This is a genomic window from Bradyrhizobium sp. AUGA SZCCT0222, from assembly GCF_018130205.1.
Lineage (GTDB): Bacteria > Pseudomonadota > Alphaproteobacteria > Rhizobiales > Xanthobacteraceae > Bradyrhizobium.
Window position 1 is genome coordinate 26152 of record NZ_JAFCLX010000051.1, and the last position, 25108, is coordinate 51259.

A 25108-nucleotide genomic window follows, 5' to 3' on the forward strand; every position below is an offset into this window, starting at 1 on the left:
GCGCTTCTCCTATCTGGCAGGGATGGTCCAGCCGCCGTCGGCGGTGATGACGGCGCCCTGGATGTAGCTCGCGTCGTCGCTGGCGAGGAATGCGGCAAGGGCCGCGATCTCTTCCGGCTCACCAAAGCGGCCGGCCGGCATCTCGGCCTGGCGCGTTGCGATCGTCGCTTCATCGAATTGCGCGATCGAAGCCGGTGTGCCGATCATGCCCGGCGCGATCACGTTGACGCGAATCTTCTTGGCGCTGAGCTCGATTGCCGATGCCCGCGAGAGACCAACGACACCGGCCTTCAGCGCGGAATAGGCAATGGAATCCTTGGCGGGGTTGAACGCCGACACGGAACTCAGATTCACGATCGCGCCGCCGCCGCGACGCTCCATCTGCGGCGCCGCCGCTTGCGTGGTCCAGATCAGGCCGTGCACACCGACCGCAAACATGCGATCGACCGTCTCGACTTCGATCTGCGCCAGCGGCTCGAAGCGCGCAAAGACCGCATTGTTGACCAGCACGGCTACCGGCGCCGCAAACTCGCTCTCGATCCTCGCAAACAGGGCGTGAACATCGTCGCGCTTGCCGACATCGACCTCATAGGGCTTGGCGTCGAACCCCTTGCTCTTCAACCCCTCGACCGCAGGCTCCAGGCGGCGGGCGCTGACGTCGACACAAGCGATGCGACCGCCCTCCTGGCCGAAGCGCTCGGCGATCGCAAGGCCGATCCCGCGCGCGGCGCCGGTGACGACGCACACGCGATCCCTGAGGCGGGAGTTCATGCGCTGGCCTTGTGCGGCGGTTCGGCGAACGCCTTTGCGATCTCGCGCAGCTGGAATTTCTGCACCTTGCCCGCCGGGGTTTTTGGCAGATCGGCGACGATTTCGATGCGTTCCGGCCAATACTGCTTCGCGACCTTGTGCTCCGCCATCAAGGCCTGCACGGCGGCCAGATCGAGCGTCTGGCCGGGACGCAGCACCACGAATGCGCAGGCGCGCTCGCCCAGCCTTGGATCCGGATAACCCACGATCGCGGTCGAAAGCACGGCCGGATGCTTGAACAGCAGGTTCTCGATATCGAAGACCGGCACGTTCTCGCCGCCGCGAATGATGATGTCCTTGATGCGGCCGTCGATCCGGATGTAGCCCTCGTCGTCCATGTAGGCCATGTCGCCGGTGTCGAACCACCCCTCGGCGTCGAACGGCTCCATGTCGGCGCGCTTGTAGTAGCCGAGGCACATCTGCGCGCCGCGCACCTTGAGCAGCCCCTTCTCGCCGACCGGCGCTGGAGATCCGTCCATGCGAAGCACCTTTACGGCAACGCCCTCCAGCGGGCGGCCGTCGGTCTTCGACGATTTTTCGAGCGCCCGTTCGGGCTCGGTCAACGTGCTCGACAGCGATTCCGTCATGCCCCACAGCGAACAGACCTTGAGATCGAGCTCGCGGTAGACGCGATCGATCAATGCCGGCGGAATTGGCGCGCCGGCACACAGGAATTTGCGTAAGTGCGCAGGCTTTGCCGCGCCACCGGCGACCGCCTCGCACATGTCGGCGAGGAACGTCGCGGCACCCGCCGAGTAAGTAACGCCTTCATTGGCCATGATCGCGATACCGCGCTTCGGCTCCCACACGTCCTGGAGCACGACGGAGGCGCCGATCTTGAGGCCGAGCAGCATGCCGGCCGCAAAGCCGGTCATATGGCCGAGCGGCGAACAGACCAGCATGGTGTCGTTGGTGTCGAGGCCAAAGCGGCCGGCCAGCGCGATATTGCAGGCCAGCAGCGTATTGAGGCAATGCATGACGCCTTTGGGCGAGCCCGTCGTGCCCGAGGTGAACATCAACACCGCCATCTGATCGGCCGGAAGCGCGCCGATCTCGCCGATCGGGGGCGGCTTGAGACGATCGCTGCCGGAGAGCAGCGCCTGGTCGAAGCTGTTCGCCCCCTCGCCGTCGACAACGATGATGTGTTGAAGTTTTGGCAGTTTGGGCCGCAGCGACTGCGCCATCGCCTCGTGATCGAAGCCACGGAACAGTTTTGGCACGATCAAAAGCTTGGTTTCCGCGAAGTCGAGCATGTAGCTCAGTTCATGTTCGCGGAAGATCGGCATCAGGGGGTTGATGACGGCGCCGACCCGGAAGGCGGCGAGCGCGATCACGGCAAACTCCCACCAATTGGGAAGCTGAACGGAGACGACGTCGCGAGGGCCGACACCGAGGCGCTTCAAGGCGGCCGCCGCGCGCGAAATCAGATCGCCGAGTTCGGCATAGCTGAAGCGCTTCGCCTCGGGGCGATCGGCGCGGTCGGCCAGAAGGGCGAGCTTTCCCGGCGTGGCCGCGATGGTCGCTTGCAGAAACTCGTCGAAGCTCTTGTCGATCCAGAAGCCGCCTGCGCGCATCGACGTTGCGTGGGCGACGGGATCAAATCGATTTCCGCTCATGCGTTCTCTCCCTGGATTCTTATCGCGGCGCTTGACGGCCTATTCGTTAGCTAGCGTACTAGTTTTCCGATGAACCGCAACTCCAAAATCGACCGGCCCGTTCACCTATCAAAACTAGACCGCATACCGACCGCGGCGGGGGCGAGCGCGCCTTGAGGGAACAAGCACAAGACGCATATGATAAACGTGTGTCCGAATACCGGAACGCGCGACGGGCGAAGCAGGAGAAGGCAGCATGAAAGCGGCGGTCCTGGAACGGCGCGGAGCCGACGGCGTCAGTTGGCGGGATTTTCCCGATCCGGCCCCTGCCCCCGGCGAGTCCGTGCTCAAGGTCGCGGCCTCGTCGCTCAATCGCGTCGATCTCTACATGCGCGACAACGGCGCCGGGATCACGCACACCTTGCCGCAGGTGATGGGCGTGGAGGCCGCGGGCGAGATCGTTGAGGCCGAGTCCGGCAGCGCGTTGAAGCCGGGCATGAAGGCCATCCTGTTTTCCGAGGCGTTTTGCAACAATTGCCGCTATTGCCTCGCCGGCGACCAGCCGCTGTGCGAGAACGTGAAGATCATGGGCGAGCATCGCCATGGCGGCTTTGCCGAATATATCGCGATGCCGAGCCGCTGTTTCTTCCCCTTGCCCGACGACGCCGATCTGGTCGCGGCCGGCGCGCTGATGACGGGTCACCTCACCGCCTGGCGCATGCTGTTCGGCAAGAAGACCCTGCAGCCCGGCGAGAGCGTCCTGATCGTCGGCATCGGCGGGGGTGTCGCGGTCGCCTGCCTGCAGCTGGCAAAACTGGTGGGCGCGCGGGTCTTCGTCACCTCGTCCAGCGATGCGAAGATCGAGCGCGCGATCGCGCTGGGCGCCAGCGGCGGCGTCAACTATCAAAAAGACCGGGTGTCGAACGCGATCCTGCAAATGAGCAATGGCGGCGTCGATATGGTGATCGACAGCGTCGGCGAAGCGAGCTGGGGTGAATCGCTGCGGTCGCTGCGCCGCGGCGGCCGGCTTGTCACCTGCGGCGCGACGACGGGTTCCAATCCTCCCGCCGATCTGCAGCGCGTGTTCATCCGCCAGCTGGAGATTTACGGATCGACCGGCGGAAGCCTCAGTGAATTCCGCCAACTGCTCGATGTGTTCAATCGCGGTCTGGTGAAACCGGTCATCGATGCGACCTTTGACATGGCGGACATACGCGCCGCATTCGACCATCTCGCGTCCGGGGCGCAATTCGGCAAGGTGTCGCTGGTGCCGTGACAGGCAGGCCGCAAACAGGCGCGGCCTGACGCAGACAATTCGGCGCCGGCGTCGAAACTTGATCGACATCGGCGCCGGACCGCTCACTTCTTGCAGGCGGGATCGACCGGGGGAATGATGTCCGGGCCCGGCTCGATCTTCTTGATGTGGTAGGTCGGCTTGCCATCCTTACCCGGCAGGATCTGGCTGATGGCCATCCGCCGCACGGCCTGATGATCGCCCGCGCGCATCTCCACGTCGCCAAGCACCGTATCGGCCTTGAGGCCCGACAGCGCCGTCCGTACGGCGTTGATGTCGGTCGAATTCGCCTTGTTGAGCGCGGCCGCGATCAGCTGAATGGCGGCGTACTGGTCAGCGCCGGTGTAAGGCGGCAGTTCACCGTTGTACTTTTCACTGTAGGCCTTCACGAAGTCTTCGGCCTGTGCGCCCGGAAAACCGGCAACGAAGCCGATGTTCTGATAGACGCCCAGCACCGTGTCGCCCTGAGCGGGCAGCGTTTGCGGGATCACGAAGGAATTTCCCAGCACCATCTTGTACTTCTTGAACAGGCCGAACTGCTGCTGCTGCTTGGCAAGGTTGATGGCGTCGCTGCCGAAGATCGTCACGAACAGGCCGTCGGCCGGTTCTGCGCCGAGCTCGGAAATCTTGGCGCCGAAGTCCGGCGTTCCGAACGGGGTGAACAACGTCTTTGCGATCGTTCCACCCTGCGAGGTAATCAAGCCCTTGAACTTGTCGGCGGAGTCGCGCCCTGCCGCGTAATCGACCGCGATGATGTCCCATTTCTTGACGCCCTGGTCCTTCAGGAATTCCCTGTAGGACCCCATGATCATCGAATCGTTGGCATTGACCCGGAAGTAATTCGGCGAGCAGCCCTTGCCGGTCAGACCGTCGGCATTGGCCATCACTTCGACCATCAGGGCTTTCAATGCCGGAAGTTTCGCCTGTAGCGCCGGCGAGACGGACGAGGTGTCCATTCCGGTAATGAACAACGCGCCATCCTTCTGGACGGCGCGCGTGGCACCGTCCACGGCGGTATCAGGCGTGCCGGGATAGGTGATGAAGACGGCTTCAAGTTTCTTGCCGGCGCCGCCGCCGGCGGCATTGATCCGCTCGATCGCCAGATTGACCGCCTTGGTCTGGGTTTCCTTCAGGCCGGCCAATGGCCCGCTGTCAATCAGCAGCACGCCGATCTTGACGGTATCGTTGGCGGAAGCTGTGGTCGGCGCCGTGGTTGCCATCGCGATGGCGAGGGCCGCCGAAAGCAGCGCGCCGAAGCCCGTACTGGTAAGTGCCTTCCTCATATTTGCTCTCCCTACGCCTGGTTTTGAATTTTCTTACAACGCCATCAGTGCCTGGTTCTCAGGCGCACCGATCGCCGGTGTCGGTCCTGAGCCGACGACTTCTCCCTTGGCCAGAATGATGAAACGATCGGTCGCGCGCTTGACCAGATTCAAATGCTGCTCGACCACCAGCACGCCGGTTCCTGCCTGGCGGATCGTATTGAGCGCGCCGACCAGCCCGTCGATCAGCACCGGCGAAAGGCCCTCCGACGGCTCGTCGAGAAAGACCAGGCTCGGATTGGCCATCAGCGCCCGCCCAATCGCCAGCATCTGCTGCTGGCCGCCGCTCAACATGGTGCCGGGCCGGTTCGCGCGCTCTTCGAGCACCGGAAACAGATCGTAGACGGCCCTCAGATCCCAATACCCAGCCCTGCCCGTCGCCTTGCTGAGCAGCAGGTTCTCCTTGACGGTCAAATTGGGCAGGATGCGACGGCCCTGCGGCGCAATCGAAATGCCGAGCTTCGCAGCCATGTAGCCAGGCAGATGATCGACCCTGCTGTCATGCACCCAGATCGCGCCGGAGATGATGTTGGTCTCGCGAAAAACCGAGAGCAGCAGCGTGGACTTGCCCGCCCCGTTGCGGCCCACGACGGCGACCGATTCCCCTTCATTGACCGTGAGGTCGATCCCATGCAGCACCGTCGAGGCGCCATAGCCGGCAACCAGCTTCTCGATGCGGAGCGCGCTCATGCCGCGGTTCCGAGATAGGCGGCGACGACGCGATGGTCGGCGCGAATTTGCTGCGGCGTGCCGGTGGCGAGGTGGCGGCCGAGGTCGAGCACGGTAACCTTGCCGCAGCACGCGAATACCGCGTCGACATCATGCTCCACCACGACCGCCGCAATCTTCCGCTCGCGCACGAGATCGCGCAGATGCTCGAACAGGTGCAGCGTCTCCGCCGCCGAAAGGCCTGCGCCCGGCTCGTCCAGCAACAGCAGATGCGGGCGGCCGATCAAGGCCAGGGCGACGTCCACCCTGCGCTGCACGCCGTAGGCGATGCGGCCGGCTTTCTGGTGCAGATAGCCGGAGAGATCCATCACCTCGATCACGTCGTCGAGCCTGTTATCGCCAAGATGCTGCGCAACCAGATGAAGCTGTTCGTGAACGGTCAGATCCTGGAACACGCTGGTGCGCTGGAACGAGCGCGCCATGCCCTGCCGGCGCCGCCAGGCCACCGAGCGCCGCGTGATATCCTCGTTGCGATAGTGGACGGTTCCCGCGACCGGACGGCGGCGGCCGCAAACCGCGTCGAGCAGCGTGGATTTACCGGCGCCGTTGGGACCGATCACGCCGTGAAGAATGCCGTCGCCAAGGACTTCCAGATCGACGTCCGACAGGGCCCGGACCGATCCATAGCTCACGGAAAGATTCTCGATCCTGAGCATGTCAGGAAGCCTCCCGCCTGCCGCCGAGCTTCCGCAGCCATGCCATGCTCGACAATCCGCCGACGACACCGCGCGGGAAAACCACGATGAACACGACGATGGCGATGCCGGTCAAAAGCTGCGTGAGCCCACGCGCGCCGAACTCATCCTGCGCAAAGGAAAAAATCACACCGCCCAGCAGCGGTCCCACAGAGCCGGCGATGCCGCCCATCAGGGCCGCGACCAGCGAATTGGTGCTGACCGAAATACCGAGGCTCTCGGGCGAGACGAAGCCGGCGTTGAGCACGTGCAGCAGGCCGGCAACGGCGGCGACGATGTTGACGAGCACATAGGCGATCAGGCGCGGTAGATAGGTGTCGAATCCCGAGAACCGCATGCGTTCCTCGTTCTCCCGCACCGCGCGCAGGATGGCACCGAGGCGGGAGCGGCCGACGGCCCACAACGCCAAACCGGAAAGCCATGCCGCGACCCACATCACCACCCAGAACCGCGCCGGGCTGGCAAAGTCCGCGGCCTCCATGCCGAATACCGTACCCTTGAAGCTGACGACGAGCCCGTCGGCGCCTCCGGTATAGTCGCGCAATGCTTCCAGCATGACGGCGTGGCTGATCATCTCGCCGGCGGCAAGCGTCAGCATCATGAAGGCGAGCGGGTTGGTGCGCACAATGAGCGCGCCGAGAACCGTGGCGTAGACCACAATGATGAGAAAGGCGGCGCACAGCGCCACCATCGGGGTCAGGTTCCAATCGTTCATGGCGATGGCGAACAGCAGACCGGAGCCGCCATAGATGCTCGCCGCGCCCAGCGCCACCAGTCCGGCCTGGTTCATCAGGAACGCGACGCTGAGGGCGAGCAAGCCGAGCAGCAAGCCTTCATTGGCCAGCCGGAGCACGAAATCGCCGGCGAAGCGGGTTGGCGCCACCGCACCCACCACGAACACGATCGCAACCGCGACAAGGGTCAGCGGCACGCGCAGGGACGATCCGCCCATCGCGCCAAGCGGGGCAACGCGCTCGCTTGCCGCGGTCGTTGTCCGGTTACTCAATTGAGCACCCTGCCGCGCCCGATGCCGCGGGGGGCGACCAGCAACACGATCATCAGCAAGATGTAGGGAACCAGGGCAGCGATATTCGGCAGGAAAACCGATCCCGCGACCTGCATGAACCCGAACAGCAACGCTGCGACGATCGCGCCGCCAATGCTTCCGGTGCCGCCGATCACCACGATGATGAGGCAGTTGACGATCATCGTCACGTCCATTCCCGGGTCAATCGACAGATAGGGACCCGCCAGCACGCCGGCGACACCGGCGAACGCGGTGCTGAGGCTGGTCACCAGCAAGCTGAGCCGGTCGGCATTGATGCCCATCATGCGTGCAACGGACGGATCCTGGCTCACCGCGCGGACATAGAGCCCCGAGGATGTGTATCTGAGCCACAGGGCAAGAAGCGCGCACGACCCCAGCCCCATGATGATCAGGAAAATGCGGTAGACCGGATAGGACAGGTTCAGCACCGTGACCGAACCGGACAGGATTTGCGGCGCATCGACGCTGCGCGCAACGCCGCCATAGAAGAAGATGATGATCTGCCCGAGGATGATGCCGAGCCCGAGCGTGACCAGCGCGACCTCGATATGCGACCTGCCTTGCAGGGGCCGCAGCGCCAGATATTCGAAGGCGATGCCGAGCAGCGCAAGCAGGATCGGCACCACGATCAATGCCAGCCAGAATCCACCAACCAGCGAGACCGTGTAGCCGAGATAGGCGCCGAGCATGTAAATCGCGCCGTGGCCGAAATTGATAACGTCGCGCAGCCCGTAGATCAGCGCGAGGCCGCTGGCGAGCATGATCAGCAGCGAGGCAAGCGCCAGCGAATTGGCGATCAACAGCGCGATCACGCCGGCGCCCTCTCGTCATGCGTCCGCGGACGAAACGCGTCCGTCCGATACGCCGCCAATTTGCGCACCCGCTTCCGCAATGGACCCTCCCCGCCACGTTAAGCGTGCGCCAACGATCCGATCGCGGGCGATGCCGAACTGCTTCTTTTCCCGCCGTGCCGGCGGAGCCGGGTCTGTGCCCGTTATTTAGTACACGTGTTTATCATATACTTATATGTCCCGCAAACGCAAAACTCTGGCCGACCTGCGCTGCTCTGCCACACGTACGCCGTCGCGCCGGGAGTTTGCTGACTAATTAGTACACAAGCGCAACGATGCGACGGATTTCGGCGCGCACAGCTGCAAGCCAACGAAGATCAACTATCGAGCGCACCCAGATCGGCCATCGCCGTCGTCATCCGCTCGATCATCGTCAGCGTGGTGGCCTCGGGCTGCATGTTCGGCAACAGCGGCGAGTGGCATAGCGTGATCGTCCACATCGCAAGCGCGTGCACGATCTGCTGCCGGTAGCGCTGGAAGCTGAGATCAAAGTCCGACTTGACGCCGGTCTTCTCCGCGAACCGATCGATATAGCGGGTCAGCAGTTCGCGCTCCCAGCTCCGGCGATCATCCGGCGTCAGCGACGCCGTCACGGCGTAGGCGAAGTCGCGTGACCAATGGCCGCGCGACAGACATTGCCAATCGCACAACCCCATTTGGCCCGAGCCTGTCCGGTACCAATTGCCGATGTGCACGTCGGAGTGAATGAGGCCCTGCGGCTCGCTGTCATGCAGCGCAAGTGCGCGCATCGTTGCCGGCCAGACATCGTCGCGGCGCGCCATGACCGCAGCTGGAATGACGTGAGCGGCGGCGTCAAACGCTTTCCTTGTGTAATACTCGGTGCCCATTTTTGCAGCCCCAATGGTGAACCATCGGGGATAGCTGGCGAGCCAGCGGTAGCGTTCGGCCAGCGTCGGATCGCCGTAGAAGCGGCCGTGCAGCGACGCCAGGAGATCGATCATGTCCTCGGCCATGGCGCGGGTGACGTATGTCTTGTGATTGCAGAACGTCGCTGACTTGGTCGCGACCAGATCTTCCAGCAGATGGATCGCCGCAAACGTTCGCCGATCATAGGCGGAATGATAGCACAGCGGGGCTTCGATCTCGAGCTGGGCGCGGATCTGCGTAAAGAAACTGCCCTCCACGCGCGCCGTGCCGTTGAAGCCGCCGATCATGCGGGTGACGATGCTCGGCAGCGACTTGGTGAAGATCGAGACCGGCAAGCCGGCGCGGCGACCTTCCTCGTTGTAGGACACTCTTAACTGATGCCGCTCGTGGGTGCCCGCACTCGCAGGCTTGATTTCAACGTCTGTGACAATGGCCCCCGGGACGTTGCCGCAGAGGACCGCCGTCAGCCATTCAGGCGTAACAGCGTAAGGTGTGCAGGGCACATCGTCGAACCGGCGCGCCATTGGCCGCGCCAGGCGCTCGTAAGCGACACGTCCACTGATTTTCAGCGCGGCCAGGGCCGTATCTGTTGATTGTCCCATCTTCTCAATTTCCCCTTAAGCGGCGCAAACCTCAACCGATCACACGTTCCCGACGCAATTCGCCGATTGTTTCGGATGACAGACCTATTTCACCCAGCACGTCGTCGGTGTGCTGTCCCAGCACCGGCGGCGGCCTGCCTGCGCGACGTTCCGCCCCGTTGATTAGAACCGGGTGACCGACACCCTTCAGCCTGCCCGCGGTCTGGTGCTCGTAATCGACAATGATGCCGCTCGCTTTGGTGTGCGGATGGTCGAGCAATTGCGCGATCGAATTGATCGGCGCGCAGGGCACGCCGACGCCGGTCAGCACCTCGTTCCAGTGCGCGACGGAATTTTGCCGCAGCGCCGCCTGGACATGACCGAGGGTTTCCTTGCGGTGCGCAACGCGATCCGCATTGGTCCTGAATCTGATATCATCAACGATCGCATTCAGTCCCGTTACCGCACAGAACTTACGCCAGAGATTGTCGTTCGCGACCCCGATCATGATCGGCCCGTCGGCCGCCTCGAAGGCCTGATAGGGACAGAGCGATTCATGGCTCGAGCCGCATTTCGGCGGCTGCACGCCGCGCTCCCAGAAGGTCTGGAGGTTGTAACCGAGCAGGCCCAGTGCGGTTTCGAACAGCGAGACCTGGATCTCACCGCCCTTCCCGGTTTTTTCCCGCGCATACAGCAGCGCCAGAATGCCGCTGAAGGCGTGCACGCCGGTCATCTGGTCGATCGGCGAGATCGGACTGCGGATATAGCCGCCGTCCTCGTCGCCGGTCATCGACATGACTCCGCAAAATGCCTGCAGAATCACGTCATAGCCGGGCGAGTTTTTCAGCGGCCCAGCGCGGCCAAACCCGGAGATGCTGCAATGAATCAGGCGGTCGTTCAGGGTACGAAGCGTTGCGGCGTCGATGCCAAGGCGCTCAGCGACCCCCGTTCCGAAACTTTCGATGGCGACGTCGGCGGATTTTGCAAGCGCATGGACGATCTCGCGTCCCTTCTCCGATTTCATGTCGACGGCGATGCTGCGCTTGTTACGATTGGCGCTGAGAAAGACCGTGCCGAGGCCCGGCGCCGGAAACGGCGGCCAGCCGCGCGTCTCGTCCCCCTGGCCGACGGTCTCCACCTTGATGATGTCGGCGCCGAGATCACCGAGATATTGCGCACATAGCGGACCTGCCAAAACTTTCGACAGGTCGAGGACGCGGATGCCGGTCAGGGGTTTTGACAATTTCGTTCTCTCAATTGCGTTGTGCGAGCTGTGGCATCAGGCGCCGGGCTGGGCGGACGAGAAGGCACCTGCCATGTAGGCGGGAAAGCCATATTTCGTGACCAGCAGATAATCCGCCGCGCGGCGCTGATCCTCGGAGAAGGTGGCACGCCATTGGTCTGCCGCGGCATACGCCCGCGCCAGCCGCTCGCGCAGCGCGCGTTTGCCGTCGGTGACTGGCTCCGCCTCCAGCCAGAATGCGGACTGGGCAATGACGCCATCGAATGCCGGCGCCTTGCCCGGGCCGTGAAAACCGGCGCGGGCGAACGCGTTTGCAAGCGTTGCATCTGCTCCGGCCTGCAGCGCCTCGGATACCGCCGCCACGGCCTGTTCGACGGGCGCCGGAATGCCTCCCGCCTTGCGAAAACGGTCATGATCGAGCCGCCCGAGAAACAGCGTCCTGATCATGTTGCGCGGCTCGCGCCGCTGGATGAGCTTTGAGAATATCTGCATCTCGCTGCGGATCGCCGCATCAAAGGGCTGCGGCAGCCCTTGCGCAACGCAATCGAGAATGGCGAGTGGCGCCGGGTAATGTCCGAGGGTCTCCGCCAGAATGCTTTCCCGCTTTCGCGCAATGATCGAGGCGGCATCATCCGCATCCACCGGCCGCCAACCGGCGCGATCCCAAGGCTGCGACGCCGATGGATGCGACAGCACCCATCGTTCCGCTGCCGCCACCTCTTCGTCGGCAGGAACCAACTCATCGACCACGCCGGCGGCAATAGCGGCCTGGCCGGACAGCCGCGCACCTTCCAGCAGGATCGGAAATGCCTTTTCGATTCCAGTCAGACGCGGCAGCCGTTGGGTTCCCCCGCCTCCCGGCAACAGCCCGACCAGTGACTCCGGCAAGCCAAACACGACCTTGGGATCATCGACCATGACCCGGTGGTGGGTCGCCAGCGCCAGTTCGCCGCCGCCGCCGAGCGCCAGGCCCGCGATTGCCGCCGCGACCGGCTTGCCCGCGGTTTCGATTCCACGCAGCGCCTGACTGAGACGGAAGAAATGGTCGAACGCCACGCGATCGCGCGTCTCGCCCGGCGCTGCCATGATCATGTCGTAGGCCAATCCGAGCTCGGCGAGATCGGCGCCGGCACAGAATGCCGATGGCTTTCCCGAGCGGATCACCACGCCCTTGACGTCGCTGTCGCGGAGCCACCGGCTGAAAATGGCGAGTTCGGCGATCGCGGCATTGGAGAACACATTCATCGGACGGCCGGGCATGTCGAAAACAAGATGCAGGACATTGTTTTCGCGGCGTTCGGCGCGGAATTGCTGCAACTTTCGCAGTTCGTCCATGGGCTTCCTCTCCGCCGTTGTTTTTTGCCCTATAGCATATCGTATATCTGTGTACTAGTTTAAACGGATGGTTTTGCCGCCGTGAAAACTCTCCATCGGTTGCAGCGCTGATCTGCCGGGAACGCTCACGAAAGTCCTGACATCGACCCCTGATGCAAAAAGCCCGCGGCGCCAGCTTGCCTTTTACCATCTCGGAACATATAGTACACTACCTAACTAAATTGATGTGGACGGATGTCGATGATCGAGCGCACCATTTTCCGCGAGGAACATCATATTTTCCGGGAATCGGTCCGGCGCTTCGTCGATCGCGAGATCGTGCCCTTTCATGCGCAGTGGGAAAAAGACGGCATCGTGCCGCGGGAACTGTGGCTCAAGGCCGGCGCCGAAGGGCTGCTCTGCTGTACCGTTCCGGAAGAATATGGCGGCATGGGCCTCGACTATTTGTTCGACGTGGTCGTGTTCGAGGAATTATGGCGCTCCGGCGCGAGCGGCCCGGGATTTCTGATTCACACAGATCTCGTGGCGACCTATCTGCTTTCGTTCGGCACCGAAGCGCAAAAGCGGCAATGGCTGCCGAAGATGGTGTCGGGCGAGGCGATCGGCTCGCTCGGCATGACGGAACCGCATGCCGGCAGCGACCTCAAGGCGATCCGGACCCGCGCCGTGCGCGATGGCGATGATTTCGTCATCAACGGCCAGAAGGTCTTCATCTCGAATGGCCAGCTCTGCGATTTCGTCGTGCTGGCGACCAAGACCGACGGCAGCGCCGGCGCCAAGGGCGTGACGCTGTTCATCGTCGAGAGCAACCGGCCCGGCTTTCAGCGCGGAAGAAACCTCGAAAAAATCGGGATGAAGGCCCAGGATACCTCCGAACTGTTCTTCGAGAACATCCGCATTCCCGCGACCAACATGCTCGGACAGGAGGGTAAGGGTTTTGCCTTGATGATGACGAAGCTGTCGCAGGAGCGGCTCGCCCAGGCGATCCGATCCGCCACCGTCACCGAAACCGTGATTGACTGGACCGTTGAATACACGTCGGACCGCAGCGTGTTCGGTCAAAAGCTCGCCAACTTCCAGAATACCCAGTTCAAGCTCGCCGATCTCAAGACCAAGGCAACGGTCGCCCGTGTCTTTACCGATCGATGCATCTCGCTCTTCATGGAAGGAAAGCTCGATCCGGTCGACGCCGCGATGGCCAAGATGTTCACTTCCGAACTTCACTGCGAAGCGGTCGATGAATGCCTGCAATTATTCGGCGGCTGGGGTTATATGACGGAGTACCCGATCGCGCGCGCCTATGTCGACGCCCGGATCGTCAAGATTGCTGGCGGATCGATCGAGATCATGAAAACCATCATCGCCCGCCAGATGTTCGCGCAATGTGGTTTTGCGCTCACCAAGAGCGGTTGATCGCCATTGATGGCACACGGCCGGCGGACGCAAAAGTATCCGCCGAAACAGAACAGACGACCGAAGCGTCGCAAACCAAGGGAGTGAGATTTGAGAGGCTTATCAGGCAAGGTAGCGATCGTTACCGGCGGCGGCCAGGGCATCGGCCGCGCCATCACCCTTCGGCTCGCGGAAGAAGGCTGCAAGGTCGCGATTTTCGACATCAATCCCGACGCCGGACATGAGACGGCGAAACTGGCGCCGCAGTCGGCGATCACGACCTACACCGTCGATGTCGGCGACCGCGCCTCGGTCGATCGCGCAGTCGCGCAGGTCGAGGCCGAAATCGGCCCCATTTGGGTTCTCGTCAACAACGCCGGCTGGGACCGGCCGATGCCGTTCCTGAAGACCGACAAGGAACTCTGGGACAAGATCATCCGCATCAATCTGTATGGTCCGCTCAATACCCACCACGCCATCGCGCCGCTGATGGTCGAACATGGCGGCGGCCGTATCATCAATATCGCCTCCGACGCGGCCCGCGTCGGCACCAGCGACGAGGCGGTCTACTCGGCCTGCAAGGGCGGGTTGATCTCCTTCACCAAATCGATCGCCCGCGAACTCGCCCGCAAGAACGTGCTGCTGAATGCGGTGTGTCCGGGTCCCACCAACACGCCGATGATGGCGGCGGTGCTGGGCGAAGGCGAACAGGCTGTGAAATGGAAGGACGCGATGGTTCGCGGCATTCCCTTAAAGCGCATGGGCGAGCCCGACGACTATGCCGGAATCATCGCTTTACTGGCGTCGGACGACGGCAAATTCATCACCGGACAGGCCATCTCGGTCTCCGGCGGCATGAACATGATCTAGCAGATGTGAGGTTTAGCGATGATAGCAGATCCGACCAAATTCACCGACGTGATCTACGAAGTGCGCGATCGTGCCGCCTGGATCATCATCAACCGGCCCAAGGTCTATAATGCCTTTCGCGGCCAGACCCTCGAAGAACTGATTCAGGCGTTCCAGATTGCTGCCAACGACCGCAACGTTTCGAGCATCGTGCTGACCGGCGCCGGCGACAAGGCCTTCTGCACCGGCGGCGATCAGTCCGCGCATGAAGGGCAATATGACGGCCGCGGCGTCGTCGGGCTGCCGATCGACGAGTTGCAGGGCCTGATCCGCGACGTTCCCAAACCCGTCATTGCACGCGTCAACGGCTTTGCGATCGGTGGCGGCAATGTGCTGGCGACGCTGTGCGACCTGACGATTGCCGCCGACACCGCGCAGTTCGGCCAGGTCGGACCGAAGGTCGGCTCCGTCGACGCCGGCTGGGGCACCGCCTTGCTGGCCCGCCACGTCGGCGACAAGAAGGCGCGCGAGATCTGGTTCATCAACGACCGCTACACCGCCGAACAGGCGCGTGAAATGGGGCTGGTCAACAAGGTGGTTCCGGCCGCCGAACTCGATGCCGCGGTCAAGGACTGGACCGACAAGCTTGCGCAGCGCTCACCGACCGCGATCGCGCTGGCAAAGCGCTCCTTCAACGCCGACAGCGACAACATTCGCGGTATCAGCAACCTGGCCCTTCACGCGGTGAAGCTGTTCTACGATACCGCGGAATCGAAGGAAGGCGTCGCCGCCTTCAACGAGAAGCGGACGCCGGACTTCCACAAGTTCACTTAGCCATTTTGGCAAAGAACGCGTCGCTTCCCCCACGTTTGCCGATGCCCTCACCTCGCATCGGCTGAACACGCATCGCAAGAGGAAAACACCGTGCCGGCACGTAAGGTCATTATTTCCTGCGCGATCACGGGCTCGATCCATACGCCCTCGATGTCGCCTCACCTCCCGGTGACGGCGGCGGAGATCGCGGAATCCGCTCTGGGGGCGGCCGAGGCAGGCGCCGCTATCGTGCACCTTCACGCCCGCAATCCGATAGACGGCCGGCCGGACCAGTCGCCGGAAGCCTTCGAGCCGTTTCTTCGTGTGATCAAGCAGCGATCCGACGTGGTCGTGAATCTGACGACCGGCGGCTCGCCCTATATGACCGTCGAAGAGCGGATCAAGCCCGCGGCAGTCTGGAAGCCGGAGGTCGCCAGCCTGAACATGGGATCGATGAATTTCGGCCTGTTCCCGATGCTCAAGCGATACAAGCAGTTCAAGCATGACTGGGAGCCCGCGATGCTGGAAGGCTCCCACGACCTTGTCTTCCGCAATTCCTTCAAGGATATCCGCTACGCGCTGGAAACGCTCAACTCGACCGGCGCGCGCTATGAGTTCGAGTGCTACGACACCAGTCATCTCTACAATCTGCATTACTTCTGGACCGAGGGTCTGGTGCAAGCGCCGCTGTTCATCCAGACCGTGTTCGGCCTCCTGGGCGGCATCGGCGCGCATCAGGAAGACGTCATGCACATGAAGCGCACCGCCGATCGCCTGTTCGGCGACAATTATCGCTGGTCGGTATTGGGCGCCGGGCGCGCACAAATGCCGGTCGCGGCGATTGCGGCGGCCATCGGCGGAAATGTGCGGGTCGGCCTGGAAGACAGCCTGTGGATCGGCGCCGGCCAACTTGCGGCGTCGAACGCCGATCAGGTGACGCAGGTTCGAAAGATCATCGAAGGGCTGGGACTGGACGTCGCGACGGCCGACGAGGCGCGCGAGATCCTTGAGCTCAAGGGTGGCGACAAGGTCGCGTTCTGACCGCTGATTGATCGGAATGATGTAGCGGCCGGATCGCCAAAAGCAATCAACGGGAGGCCTCAATGCTGCCCCATCGCAGGGTTTACGACGAAGAACATCAACAGTTCAGGGAAACCGTGCGGCGCTTCGCGGCATCGAAGATCGCGCCGGATTTCGCACGATGGGAAGAAGCCGGCATCATCGACAGGTCGCTCTGGGGCGCCGGCGGCGCGGCCGGCCTGCTCTGCCCGCAGGTCCCCGAAGAGTTCGGCGGCGCCGGCGGCGACTTCCGGCACAATGCCGTCGTGATCGAGGAACTCAGCTATTCCGGCTTCGCAGGCCCCGCCACCGACTTCTCCGTGCACAACGATGTCTGCTGCGGCTACCTGCTCAGTTACGGCACACCCGAACAGAAGAAGAAATGGCTACCGCGCATGGTGACGGGTGAAACCGTCTGCGCGATCGCGATGACCGAGCCCGGCACCGGCAGCGACCTGCAGGGCATCCGCACCCGCGCGTTACGCGATGGCGACGAGTTCGTGATCTCGGGCCAGAAGACCTTCATCTCGAACGGGCAGATGTGCGACCTCATCATCGTCGTTGTCAGGACCAACCAGGAAGGTGGTTCACGAGGAATGAGTCTGGTTCTTGTCGAGACCGACCGTCCCGGCTTTCGCCACGGCCGCAACCTCGAAAAACTCGGACACCTCTCCTCCGATACATCAGAACTGTTCTTCGACGGCGTGCGCGTCCCGGTGACCAATTTATTGGGAGCGGAAGGCGGCGCGATGGGCGCGCTGATGAGCGAGCTGCCGCAGGAGCGTTTGACCATCGCGCTGCATTCGATCGCCGCGGCGCAGAAAGCCTTCGATCTTGCCAAGGACTACGTGCAGCAGCGCAACGCCTTTGGATCGCCGATCGGCAGCTTCCAGAACACAAGGTTCAAGCTGGCCGACCTGAAATCCGATCTTGCGGTGGGATGGGCCTATGCCGATCAGTGCCTCCATGACCACATCAATCACGAACTGACGACCTACGCGGCTTCGACCGCAAAACTCTGGATCACCGAAATGCATGGCCGGCTTGTCGACCAATGCCTGCAATTCTTCGGCGGTTACGGCTTTATGCGCGAGTATGAGATCTGCCGCCTCTACGCGGATGCGCGGGTGCTGCGGATCTACGGCGGCACCTCGGAAATCATGCGTGAGCTGATTTCGCGCAATCTGTAGGGCAGATCGAGGCTGCATCGTTCGAGAAGCCGCTTCGCGGCTCTCACGTCGTCACGCCCGGCCTTGCCGCCTTCGCTAAAGCTTCGGCGGGCCAACGATTCGTGGCCCCGCCGAAGCCTTGGCGGAGACGGGTGCCGGGCATCCACGTCCTGGCTTCCTTAGGCAAGAAAGACGTGGATGGCCGGGACAAGCCCGGCCATGACGAAAAAGCGAATCATTTTCAGAATTCCTCAATAGCTCTTCGGCAATTCCAGCACCTTCTCGGCAACAAAACTGAGGATCAACTGTTCGGTGATCGGGGCCAGCCGCGTGATCGAGACTTCGCGGAACAGGCGCTCGACGTGATACTCCTTGGCGTATCCAAAGCCGCCATGGGTCATGATCGCCTGCCACGCCGCGTCGTGGCCGGCGCGGGCGCCGAGGAATTTGGCGGCGTTGGCTTCGGCGCCACAGGGTCTGTCGTGATCGTAGAGCCAAGCAGCACGCATCGCCATTTGCCAGGCTGACTCCAGATACATCCAGTTTTCCGCGAGCGGATGCTGGATGCCCTGATTCTGGCCGATCGGCCGGTCGAACACCACGCGCTCCCTTGCATATTTCGCCGCCCGGCGCAGCGCGTCCTGGCCGATCCCGATCGCTTCGACCGCAATCAGGATACGCTCGGGATTGAGGCTGTGCAGGATATAGGAAAAACCCTTGCCCTCCTCGCCGATCCGGTCGGCTTCCGGAATGAACAGCCCGTCGATGAAGATGGCGTTGGAATCGACCGACTTGCGGCCCATTTTTGGAATGCGATGAACATCGATCTTGGACCGGTCGAGGTCGGTGTAGAAGATCGTGATGCCGTCGGTCGGACGCTTGCAATCCTCATACTTCGTGGTCCGGGTCAGCAGCATGATCTTGTTGGCGACCTGCGCGGTCGAGGTCCAGACCTTCTGGCCGTGCACGAGATAGCCGCCCGGAACCTTTTGCGCAAAAGTCTTGATCCTGGTCGTGTTCAGCCCGGCATCCGGCTCGGTAAAACCGAAGCAGCATTGATCTTCGCCTGCGACCAGCCGCGGCACCCAGCGCGCCTTCTGTTCCGGTGTGCCCTTCACGACGATCGGATGCGGTCCGAACAGGTTGATATGCACCGCCGATGTCGCGGACATACCGCCGCCATGGCTGGCGACTTCATGCATCATGATCGCAGCCTCAGTCACCCCGAGGCCGGAGCCGCCATACTCTTCCGGCATGGTGATGCCGAGCCAGCCGGCGTCGGCCATCGCGCGATGAAACTCGAACGGAAACTTGCCGTCGTCGTCGCGCGCCAGCCAGTAGTCGTCGCCAAAGCGCGTGACGACTGAGCGTACGCCCTCGCGAATGGCCGCCTGATCGTCTCCCGGCTCGAACTCGTTGGCCAATGCACTCATGTGACGTCCTCCCCGGCCGAGGCGAGCGCGCGCTTTGCCGCGATCAGATGCGGCATGTCATACATCTTGCCGTCGATGCCGAGCGTCCCCGCATCAGGCTGCGCCGCGAACGCCGCCACCACGCGGCGCGCATGCGCCAGATCGGCCTCCGACGGCGTGAAGCATTGATTGATCGTCGCGACCTGAGCCGGGTGAATGGCGATCTTTCCAACAAAGCCGTCGCGGCGTGCAATCCGGCAGCTTTCCGCCAGCCCTTTCTCGTCCTTGAAATCGCCATACAGCGTGTCCAGCGCCATGGCACCCGCAGCACCGGCGGCGAACAGGCATTGCGCCCGCGCTACCTGATACGGGAACGTCCAGCTTCCGTCGGCTTCCTTGTTGGACAGTGCGCCGAGCGCCGCGCCCAGATCCTCCGCGCCCCATGTCATGGCGATGAGACGCCTGCTCGGCGTTGCATAACTCGCAAAGCCGATCATCGCAGCCGGTGTCTCGGTCGCCACCACGAGTAACTTCACATGCCCCGGCGTGACCCCGGTAGCCACCTCGAGCACGTCGACGTAGTGCGAAATCAGTTCGATATCCTGCGTGCCGTTGACCTTCGGGATCAGGATGCCGTCGAGGCCCGGACGAACAACCGCCGCGATGTCTTCGAGCGTCAGCCCGCTGCCGAGCGGATTGATGCGCACCAGAAACGCCCAGTCGCGCGCCGGCCCCCCGAGCAGGTTTTTTACCATCTCGCGCGCCAGCGCCTTGCGCGGCGGCGCGACGGCATCCTCAAGATCGAGGATCAGCGCGTCGGCGCCGATACCGGATGCCTTTGCGAATTTGTGCTCGCTGTCGCCAGGCACAAACAGAAGGGAGCGCAATCTCATGCGGGACGCCTCATCATCAGGCCTGTGCGGCGGCAATAAGCGATTTCCTCGTTGTGCTGATTGAAGCCGCGATGCTCGAAGGTCACGATACCCTGGGTCGGGCGGGACTTGCTCTCGCGCACCGCCAGGATCTTCGTTTCCGCCCTGATCGTATCACCGGCAAAGACCGGGCGTGGAAATTTGGTGTCTTCCATCCCGAGGTTTCCAACCGTCGTTCCCAGGGTGGTGTCCTGCACCGACAGGCCGATGACAAGGCCGAGGGTGAAGATCGAGTTCATCAGCGGTTTGCCGAATTCGGTCGATTTGGCGTATTCATGATCGATGTGCACGGCCGCCGGATTATAGGTCAGCGACGAGAACAGGATGTTGTCCATGTCGGTGACCGTGCGCCGGATTTCATGAACGAAAGTTTGCCCGACCGAAAACTGCTCGAAATAGAGTCCCGCCATCCCGTTTCCTCGCCTTTCTGTATTCGTACACACGCACACTATTTCTTATTGACGGTGCCCGACAGGAGTCAGGGCGCTTTCTTCAACGCCTCCGGAAGCCTGGAGCGATGAAAGCCTTCGAAGGGCGCGCTACGATTGTGCGGTTCGAGCTTCCACGTGGTCCGCGCATTCGGTGTGCCGCCATCGACCCGGATGCAGGAACCGGTGACGTAGGCGGCAGCCGGCGACAGCAGATACACGATCGCGGCCGAAATTTCGGCCTCGGTGCCGAACCGCTGCAGCGGCACACCGGCCGTGAAATCATGCAGCTTCTTTTGCATTTCCGGCGTGTAGGTATCAAACCCGCTGGACACGATACCTCCCGGCGCGACCACGTTGACACGGACTCCCGAAGCGGACCATTCGCACGCCGCGGTTTCGGTGAGCGTCAGCATTCCGCCGCGCGCCGCACCGGAGTGGGCGAACTCGGGCCAGCCATGCCAGATGTCGGCAATGATATTGACGATGGCCCCGCCATTCGCCTCCATCCAGCGATTGTAGACCTCGCGCATGAAAATGAATCCACCGGTCAGATTGCTGCGGACCACGGCCTCAAAGCCCTTGGTCGAGATGGTTTTCATCGGCGCGCGATATTGACCCCCGGCATTGTTCACCAGCCCGTCGATGCGGCCATAAGTGCCTAGCACCGCGTCGATCGCAGCGATCACCATCGTTTCGTCGCGGATATCGCAAACATGGGTGAGCACCCGTCCGCCATCCTCTTCAATCTCCGCCCTCACCTCCGCCAGCTTTTCAGCGGTGCGGCCGAGGATCGCGACATTGGCACCGAGAGCAACCAGTTCGTGTGCGGTGCAACGACCGATACCGCTGCCGCCACCGGTGACGATAATCGTCTTGCCCTTGAACAGATCGGACCTGAAAACCGATTGATACGGCATCGTGCTCTCCGAGAGTGACGGACTGGCGGGTCACGCCGCGTTGCCAAAAATTAGTACACTATATTATGATATGGTGTACTCTGTTTCGCAAGCGCTTTGCGGCGGGGCTCGCCACAAGGCCGGAGGCCGAACGATTGGAACAACCGGCCGCTTATGGCCATCCAGATCGCCCCGTGACATTGTGTTGTCCCGGCGCCGAATGATGCCCTTGGAAACGTACGACATGGACAAATTCACGACCATCACCGTCGAAGCGCGCGACGCCATCGAGATTCTCTCCCTCAATCGGCCGGATGCCCTCAATGCGGTGACACCCGCGATGGCCGACGAGCTGATCGCCTACTTTTCGGGTCTGCACGAACGCCTGACCACGCGCATCGTCATCTTCCGCGGCAATGGGCGGGCGTTTTGCGCCGGGGCCGAACTCGGGTCCGATGCGTTCGCAGCGCCCGGCGCGGGGCGTCCGCAGCGGCAGCTGGACATGCAGCAGCGCTATTCGCGGATCATCCGCCTGATGCGAAGCTGCCCGCAGCCGATCGTAGCACTTGTTCAGGGTGCGGCATGCGGCGCCGGGTTTTCCTTGCTGCTGGCCTCCGATGTTCGCTTCGCGACACCGGCGGCGCGGATGAACGCCGCCTACATACGCGTCGGCGTCGGCGGCTGCGACATGGGATCCGGCTATCTGCTGCCGCGGCTGATCGGTCTTTCGGTGGCGTCGGAATTGTTGCTGACCGGGCGGTTTCTGGGTGCGGACCGGGCCAAGGCGGTAGGACTCGTCAGCGACGTCGTTGACGACGACAAATTGCTCGAGACCGGCCTTGCCTTCGCCGCTGAAATGGCCCGCGCCTCGCCAATGGGCTTGCGCATGACCAAGCAAACGCTGAACGCGCTGATCGACGCGCCCGGCATCGATGCCGCGCTGATGATCGAGGACCGCCAGCAGGTCATGCTGCTTGAAACCAGCGACCACCAGGAGGCTGTCGCGGCATTTCGAGAGAAGCGCGATCCGACCTACAGGGATCAATAGAACCTATCTTCCCGCAAATGTCGGTTTGCGCTTCTCCCTGAAGGCTTTTATCCCCTCCTGGGCATCCGCCGTTCGCGAGATCGCTGCGAGCGTTTGTGCCTCATCTTCCAACTGGCTCTCGATGGAACGGTTGAGCGTCTGCAGGAACAGGCGCTTGATCCCGCCATAGGCTTCGGTGGGACCCAAAGCCAGCTCGCGCGCGATCTTCTCGGCCTCGGCGACAACCGCGTCGTCGTTCACGACATAGTCGACCAGCCCCGTCGCCAGCGCGGCGTCGGCGTCCATCGTCTCCGCCAGCAGGAAAAACCGCCGGGCACGGGCGACCCCGATGCGCCGCGTCACGGTTGTCGTCGAGCCGCTGTCCGGCGTGAAGCCGATCCTGGCGAATGCGGATGAAATGCGCGCCGATCTGCCGATCACCACCAGATCGCCCGCGGCCATCAGCGAGACGCTGCCGCCCGCGACGTTGCCTTGCACGGCCACGACGACCGGCGCACGCATGCGGACCATCCGCACGATGGCGGCATGCAAATCGGCTGTCCACGACTTGATGGTCACCGGCAGCGCGTCGCCCCGCGACGCAAGTGCGGCAAGATCGCCGCCGACACTGAATAGCCTTCCGCGCGCGGAGATCAGCACCGAGCGCACATCGTTGCGCTCGCTCAATTCCGCCATGCAAAGGTTGAATTCGCGGCAGAAGTTGCCGTCGATCGGGTTACCGCGCTCGGGCTGATTGAGAACGATATGCGCAAGGCCGCCGTCGATCGTGCATTCGAAGCTGGTGGTAGCGATTGCCAGACCCATTGCGTCTCTCCCGGGCGTTCGGACTTGTTAGAAATGCTTTCGAGGCGGCCAGCATGGACGGCTTTTCGTCGCCAGCCCAGCGTCAGGCCGACCGGCCTTCCTTTTCCTTGCGCGTGGAAGCCTGAATGGCCTCGCGCGCCCGCTGCCAATCGTCAGGCGAAAGTTCTGAAAGCCCCGCAAACGTGCTTGGCGCCGCCAGATGATGCCCGCCATCGATGCTGATCGTGTCGCCGGTGATGTAGCTGCAGCCATCCGACATCAGGAAGATCATCAGATTGCGCAGCTCATCCATCTTGCCGAACCGCCGCAGCGGAACTTCGTCCGCCTGGGTAGCCCCCACTCCGGTCTCCGCCAGCGGATTGAGCTTGTCCCAGGCATTCTCGGTCGGAAACGGACCGGGCGCGACCGCGTTGACGCGGATGCCCTTCGGTCCCCATTCCACCGCGAGCGACATCGTCATCGCATGGACCGCGGCCTTGGCCATCGCGGCCGGCACCACATAGGCCGATCCGGTCCAGACCCACGTCACCAGATTACTGATGATCACGCCGGGAAGCCCCGCGGCAATCCAGCGTCTTCCGCAACCCTGCGCCGCGTAAAACGAGCCGTCCATGATGGTCGACCTGATCGCCTCGTAGCCGCGAGGTGACAACGTCTCGGTCGGCGCCAGGAAATTGGCGCCGGCGTTGTTCACGAGGCCCGTGAGAGGACCGGTGGCCCAGATTTCCGCCATCATCTTTTCAATGCTGTCGGGATCGCGAACGTTGGCGACCAGCGCCTCGGCCTGCCCGCCCGATCGGCTGCGAATTTCGCCCGCCGCCTGCTCGAGAATTTCCGGCCGACGGCCGCAGATAAAGACATGCGCGCCGTGCGAGGCGAACCCCAGCGAAATCTCCTTGCCGAGCCCCGTGCCGCCGCCGGTCACGAGGATGCGCTTTCCCTTGAGGACGTCACGGCTGAACATGAACGGCAAATCCTCTACTCGAAGCGCTATTCGAAGCCTTACTTTGCAGCCGAGCCAGGCCGCCAAGCAAAATTAATACACTAATGTACTTCATCTGTAAATCGCGATCGTCCCGACTCAAGGGATGTCCCGGGAGCTCAATCCGGCTCAATTCCCGGCAAAATAGAGCCGATTCCGGGGGACACGCAGGGCCAGGAATCGCCGCGGACGGGTTCGCAGCATCGCGTTCCTTTTAAAATACGCTTGTGTATGATATCAGTTGAATCGCCGGTGATGGACACGCAATCGGTATCAGCTTCTGACGAGGAAAAAATCGAATGGTCGACCGGCCCGACTGGGATCTCCGACTAGGCTACCTCATCCATGACGTTTCCCGGCTGCGCCGGATGATGTTCGATCGCGCCCTCGCGCCGCTCGGCATCACGCGGTCGCAATGGTGGGTGCTTGCCTTCATCTCGCGCAAAGACGGACTGCCGCAGACGCAGCTCGCCAACGAGCTCGACGTTGGCAAGGTCGGCGTGGGGGCGCTGATCGATCGTCTGGAGTCTTCCGGCTTCGTGCTTCGGCAGGCAGACCCGGTCGACCGCCGCGTCAAGCGCGTCTTCGTCACCAAGCAGGCGCGCGGCTTCCTGGAAAAACTTCGCAAGGAGACCGATAAGTTCAATGCCCAGCTGACCAACGGGATTGACAGGCAGGCATTGGAGGCGGCTTCGGACGCATTGCTTGCGATGAAGCACAATCTGCTCGCGATGTCCGACGGAAGCGCCCTGCCGGATGAGAGCGAAGAGGACGTCGGCAAGAAGAGCAAAACGCGGAAGAGCAGGAAAGCGGCCTAGAGCCTTTTCCGTTCCGATGGAATCGGAACGGGGCTCTAGTGTCCTGAACCAAAAGTTCGGGGCATTTTAGACCTTCGCAGGCGAGTTGTAAGCGCAGAAGCGTTCGATTGAG

Annotated in this window: 24 protein-coding genes; 8 read left to right on the top strand and 16 right to left on the bottom strand. The window is 62.6% G+C overall.

What is annotated here, in order from left to right:
- Positions 1-9 precede the first annotated feature (9 nt).
- Together JQ629_RS30585 and JQ629_RS30590 are read right to left on the bottom strand one after the other, a co-directional pair.
- The gene (locus tag JQ629_RS30585) at positions 10-771 is read right to left on the bottom strand and encodes an SDR family NAD(P)-dependent oxidoreductase (protein ID WP_212415774.1); all 762 of its coding nucleotides are present in this window, start codon (positions 769-771) and stop codon (positions 10-12) included.
- A complete protein-coding gene (locus tag JQ629_RS30590) occupies positions 768-2426 on the bottom strand; it encodes an AMP-binding protein (RefSeq protein WP_212415775.1) in 1659 nt (552 codons plus the stop codon). The genes JQ629_RS30585 and JQ629_RS30590 overlap by 4 nt, the downstream gene beginning before the upstream one ends.
- Before the next feature lie 235 nt (positions 2427-2661).
- On the opposite strand from JQ629_RS30590, the gene JQ629_RS30595 reads away from it, so the two are divergent.
- On the top strand, positions 2662-3681 hold the full coding sequence (locus JQ629_RS30595; protein WP_212415776.1) for a zinc-binding dehydrogenase: 1020 nt from the start codon (positions 2662-2664) through the stop codon (positions 3679-3681).
- An 83-nt stretch (positions 3682-3764) separates the two neighbouring features.
- On the opposite strand, the gene JQ629_RS30600 is transcribed toward JQ629_RS30595, so the two are convergent.
- From JQ629_RS30600 to JQ629_RS30635, 8 genes are all read right to left on the bottom strand, one after another.
- Positions 3765-4982: an ABC transporter substrate-binding protein gene (locus JQ629_RS30600; RefSeq protein ID WP_212268817.1), complete on the bottom strand. Its 1218-nt coding sequence runs from the start codon at positions 4980-4982 to the stop codon at positions 3765-3767.
- A 33-nt stretch (positions 4983-5015) separates the two neighbouring features.
- On the bottom strand, positions 5016-5711 hold the full coding sequence (locus JQ629_RS30605; RefSeq protein ID WP_212415777.1) for an ABC transporter ATP-binding protein: 696 nt from the start codon (positions 5709-5711) through the stop codon (positions 5016-5018).
- Positions 5708-6406 carry an ABC transporter ATP-binding protein gene (locus JQ629_RS30610; RefSeq protein ID WP_212415778.1) on the bottom strand — a complete coding sequence of 233 codons (699 nt, stop codon included), beginning with the start codon at positions 6404-6406 and terminating at the stop codon, positions 5708-5710. The genes JQ629_RS30605 and JQ629_RS30610 overlap by 4 nt, the downstream gene beginning before the upstream one ends.
- A gap of 1 nt (position 6407) precedes the next feature.
- Complete coding sequence (locus JQ629_RS30615; protein ID WP_212415779.1) at positions 6408-7451, bottom strand: branched-chain amino acid ABC transporter permease; 1044 nt, start codon at positions 7449-7451, stop codon at positions 6408-6410.
- Complete coding sequence (locus tag JQ629_RS30620) at positions 7448-8305, bottom strand: branched-chain amino acid ABC transporter permease (protein ID WP_212268821.1); 858 nt, start codon at positions 8303-8305, stop codon at positions 7448-7450. The genes JQ629_RS30615 and JQ629_RS30620 overlap by 4 nt, the downstream gene beginning before the upstream one ends.
- A 356-nt stretch (positions 8306-8661) precedes the next feature.
- Positions 8662-9834, bottom strand: a complete 1173-nt coding sequence (locus JQ629_RS30625) for an aminoglycoside phosphotransferase family protein (RefSeq protein WP_212415780.1) — start codon at positions 9832-9834, stop codon at positions 8662-8664.
- Between the two features lie 31 nt (positions 9835-9865).
- Positions 9866-11056: a CaiB/BaiF CoA transferase family protein gene (locus JQ629_RS30630; RefSeq protein ID WP_212415781.1), complete on the bottom strand. Its 1191-nt coding sequence runs from the start codon at positions 11054-11056 to the stop codon at positions 9866-9868.
- Positions 11057-11092: 36 nt separating this feature from the next.
- Positions 11093-12391, bottom strand: coding sequence for an enoyl-CoA hydratase-related protein (locus JQ629_RS30635; RefSeq protein ID WP_212415782.1), 1299 nt, complete (start codon positions 12389-12391; stop codon positions 11093-11095).
- Positions 12392-12631: 240 nt separating this feature from the next.
- On the opposite strand from JQ629_RS30635, the gene JQ629_RS30640 reads away from it, so the two are divergent.
- The 5 genes from JQ629_RS30640 (at position 12632) to JQ629_RS30660 (ending at position 17694) form a co-directional block, all read left to right on the top strand.
- Entirely contained in the window at positions 12632-13804 is a 1173-nt protein-coding gene (locus JQ629_RS30640) for an acyl-CoA dehydrogenase family protein (RefSeq protein WP_212415783.1), read from the top strand.
- A gap of 90 nt (positions 13805-13894) precedes the next feature.
- On the top strand, positions 13895-14653 hold the full coding sequence (locus tag JQ629_RS30645; RefSeq protein ID WP_212268826.1) for a glucose 1-dehydrogenase: 759 nt from the start codon (positions 13895-13897) through the stop codon (positions 14651-14653).
- Between the two features lie 18 nt (positions 14654-14671).
- Entirely contained in the window at positions 14672-15466 is a 795-nt protein-coding gene (locus JQ629_RS30650) for an enoyl-CoA hydratase-related protein (protein WP_212268827.1), read from the top strand.
- A 90-nt stretch (positions 15467-15556) separates the two neighbouring features.
- A complete protein-coding gene (gene kce / locus JQ629_RS30655; protein WP_212415784.1) occupies positions 15557-16486 on the top strand; it encodes a 3,5-dioxohexanoate:acetyl-CoA acetone transferase in 930 nt (309 codons plus the stop codon).
- Between the two features lie 62 nt (positions 16487-16548).
- Positions 16549-17694 (top strand): acyl-CoA dehydrogenase family protein, encoded by a 1146-nt coding sequence (locus JQ629_RS30660; protein ID WP_212415785.1) that lies wholly within the window; start codon positions 16549-16551, stop codon positions 17692-17694.
- Between the two features lie 230 nt (positions 17695-17924).
- Here the strand turns inward: JQ629_RS30660 and JQ629_RS30665 are convergent, their stop codons facing one another.
- From JQ629_RS30665 to JQ629_RS30680, 4 genes are all read right to left on the bottom strand, one after another.
- A complete protein-coding gene (locus JQ629_RS30665; RefSeq protein ID WP_212415786.1) occupies positions 17925-19106 on the bottom strand; it encodes an acyl-CoA dehydrogenase family protein in 1182 nt (393 codons plus the stop codon).
- Positions 19103-19978, bottom strand: coding sequence for an HpcH/HpaI aldolase/citrate lyase family protein (locus JQ629_RS30670; RefSeq protein WP_212415787.1), 876 nt, complete (start codon positions 19976-19978; stop codon positions 19103-19105). The genes JQ629_RS30665 and JQ629_RS30670 overlap by 4 nt, the downstream gene beginning before the upstream one ends.
- Complete coding sequence (locus JQ629_RS30675; RefSeq protein WP_212268832.1) at positions 19975-20427, bottom strand: MaoC family dehydratase; 453 nt, start codon at positions 20425-20427, stop codon at positions 19975-19977. The genes JQ629_RS30670 and JQ629_RS30675 overlap by 4 nt, the downstream gene beginning before the upstream one ends.
- 68 nt (positions 20428-20495) lie before the next feature.
- Positions 20496-21365, bottom strand: coding sequence for an SDR family oxidoreductase (locus tag JQ629_RS30680; protein WP_212415788.1), 870 nt, complete (start codon positions 21363-21365; stop codon positions 20496-20498).
- Positions 21366-21588: 223 nt separating this feature from the next.
- On the opposite strand from JQ629_RS30680, the gene JQ629_RS30685 reads away from it, so the two are divergent.
- A complete protein-coding gene (locus JQ629_RS30685; protein ID WP_212386037.1) occupies positions 21589-22392 on the top strand; it encodes an enoyl-CoA hydratase/isomerase family protein in 804 nt (267 codons plus the stop codon).
- A 3-nt stretch (positions 22393-22395) separates the two neighbouring features.
- Here the strand turns inward: JQ629_RS30685 and JQ629_RS30690 are convergent, their stop codons facing one another.
- Both JQ629_RS30690 and JQ629_RS30695 read right to left on the bottom strand, forming a co-directional pair.
- Entirely contained in the window at positions 22396-23196 is an 801-nt protein-coding gene (locus JQ629_RS30690; RefSeq protein WP_212415789.1) for an enoyl-CoA hydratase/isomerase family protein, read from the bottom strand.
- 82 nt (positions 23197-23278) lie between these two features.
- The gene (locus JQ629_RS30695; RefSeq protein ID WP_212415790.1) at positions 23279-24160 is read right to left on the bottom strand and encodes an SDR family oxidoreductase; all 882 of its coding nucleotides are present in this window, start codon (positions 24158-24160) and stop codon (positions 23279-23281) included.
- A 317-nt stretch (positions 24161-24477) separates the two neighbouring features.
- On the opposite strand from JQ629_RS30695, the gene JQ629_RS30700 reads away from it, so the two are divergent.
- Positions 24478-24996, top strand: a complete 519-nt coding sequence (locus tag JQ629_RS30700) for a MarR family winged helix-turn-helix transcriptional regulator (RefSeq protein ID WP_212415791.1) — start codon at positions 24478-24480, stop codon at positions 24994-24996.
- Positions 24997-25108 lie beyond the last annotated feature (112 nt).

Coding starts and splice junctions, on each gene's coding strand:
- JQ629_RS30585 (WP_212415774.1), bottom strand. CDS start 771: ATGAACTCCCGCCTCAGGGATCGCGTGTGCGTCGTCACCGGCGCCGCG.
- JQ629_RS30590 (WP_212415775.1), bottom strand. CDS start 2,426: ATGAGCGGAAATCGATTTGATCCCGTCGCCCACGCAACGTCGATGCGC.
- JQ629_RS30595 (WP_212415776.1), top strand. CDS start 2,662: ATGAAAGCGGCGGTCCTGGAACGGCGCGGAGCCGACGGCGTCAGTTGG.
- JQ629_RS30600 (WP_212268817.1), bottom strand. CDS start 4,982: ATGAGGAAGGCACTTACCAGTACGGGCTTCGGCGCGCTGCTTTCGGCG.
- JQ629_RS30605 (WP_212415777.1), bottom strand. CDS start 5,711: ATGAGCGCGCTCCGCATCGAGAAGCTGGTTGCCGGCTATGGCGCCTCG.
- JQ629_RS30610 (WP_212415778.1), bottom strand. CDS start 6,406: ATGCTCAGGATCGAGAATCTTTCCGTGAGCTATGGATCGGTCCGGGCC.
- JQ629_RS30625 (WP_212415780.1), bottom strand. CDS start 9,834: ATGGGACAATCAACAGATACGGCCCTGGCCGCGCTGAAAATCAGTGGA.
- JQ629_RS30635 (WP_212415782.1), bottom strand. CDS start 12,391: ATGGACGAACTGCGAAAGTTGCAGCAATTCCGCGCCGAACGCCGCGAA.
- JQ629_RS30640 (WP_212415783.1), top strand. CDS start 12,632: ATGATCGAGCGCACCATTTTCCGCGAGGAACATCATATTTTCCGGGAA.
- JQ629_RS30650 (WP_212268827.1), top strand. CDS start 14,672: ATGATAGCAGATCCGACCAAATTCACCGACGTGATCTACGAAGTGCGC.
- JQ629_RS30660 (WP_212415785.1), top strand. CDS start 16,549: ATGCTGCCCCATCGCAGGGTTTACGACGAAGAACATCAACAGTTCAGG.
- JQ629_RS30665 (WP_212415786.1), bottom strand. CDS start 19,106: ATGAGTGCATTGGCCAACGAGTTCGAGCCGGGAGACGATCAGGCGGCC.
- JQ629_RS30670 (WP_212415787.1), bottom strand. CDS start 19,978: ATGAGATTGCGCTCCCTTCTGTTTGTGCCTGGCGACAGCGAGCACAAA.
- JQ629_RS30675 (WP_212268832.1), bottom strand. CDS start 20,427: ATGGCGGGACTCTATTTCGAGCAGTTTTCGGTCGGGCAAACTTTCGTT.
- JQ629_RS30680 (WP_212415788.1), bottom strand. CDS start 21,365: ATGCCGTATCAATCGGTTTTCAGGTCCGATCTGTTCAAGGGCAAGACG.
- JQ629_RS30685 (WP_212386037.1), top strand. CDS start 21,589: ATGGACAAATTCACGACCATCACCGTCGAAGCGCGCGACGCCATCGAG.
- JQ629_RS30690 (WP_212415789.1), bottom strand. CDS start 23,196: ATGGGTCTGGCAATCGCTACCACCAGCTTCGAATGCACGATCGACGGC.
- JQ629_RS30695 (WP_212415790.1), bottom strand. CDS start 24,160: ATGTTCAGCCGTGACGTCCTCAAGGGAAAGCGCATCCTCGTGACCGGC.
- JQ629_RS30700 (WP_212415791.1), top strand. CDS start 24,478: ATGGTCGACCGGCCCGACTGGGATCTCCGACTAGGCTACCTCATCCAT.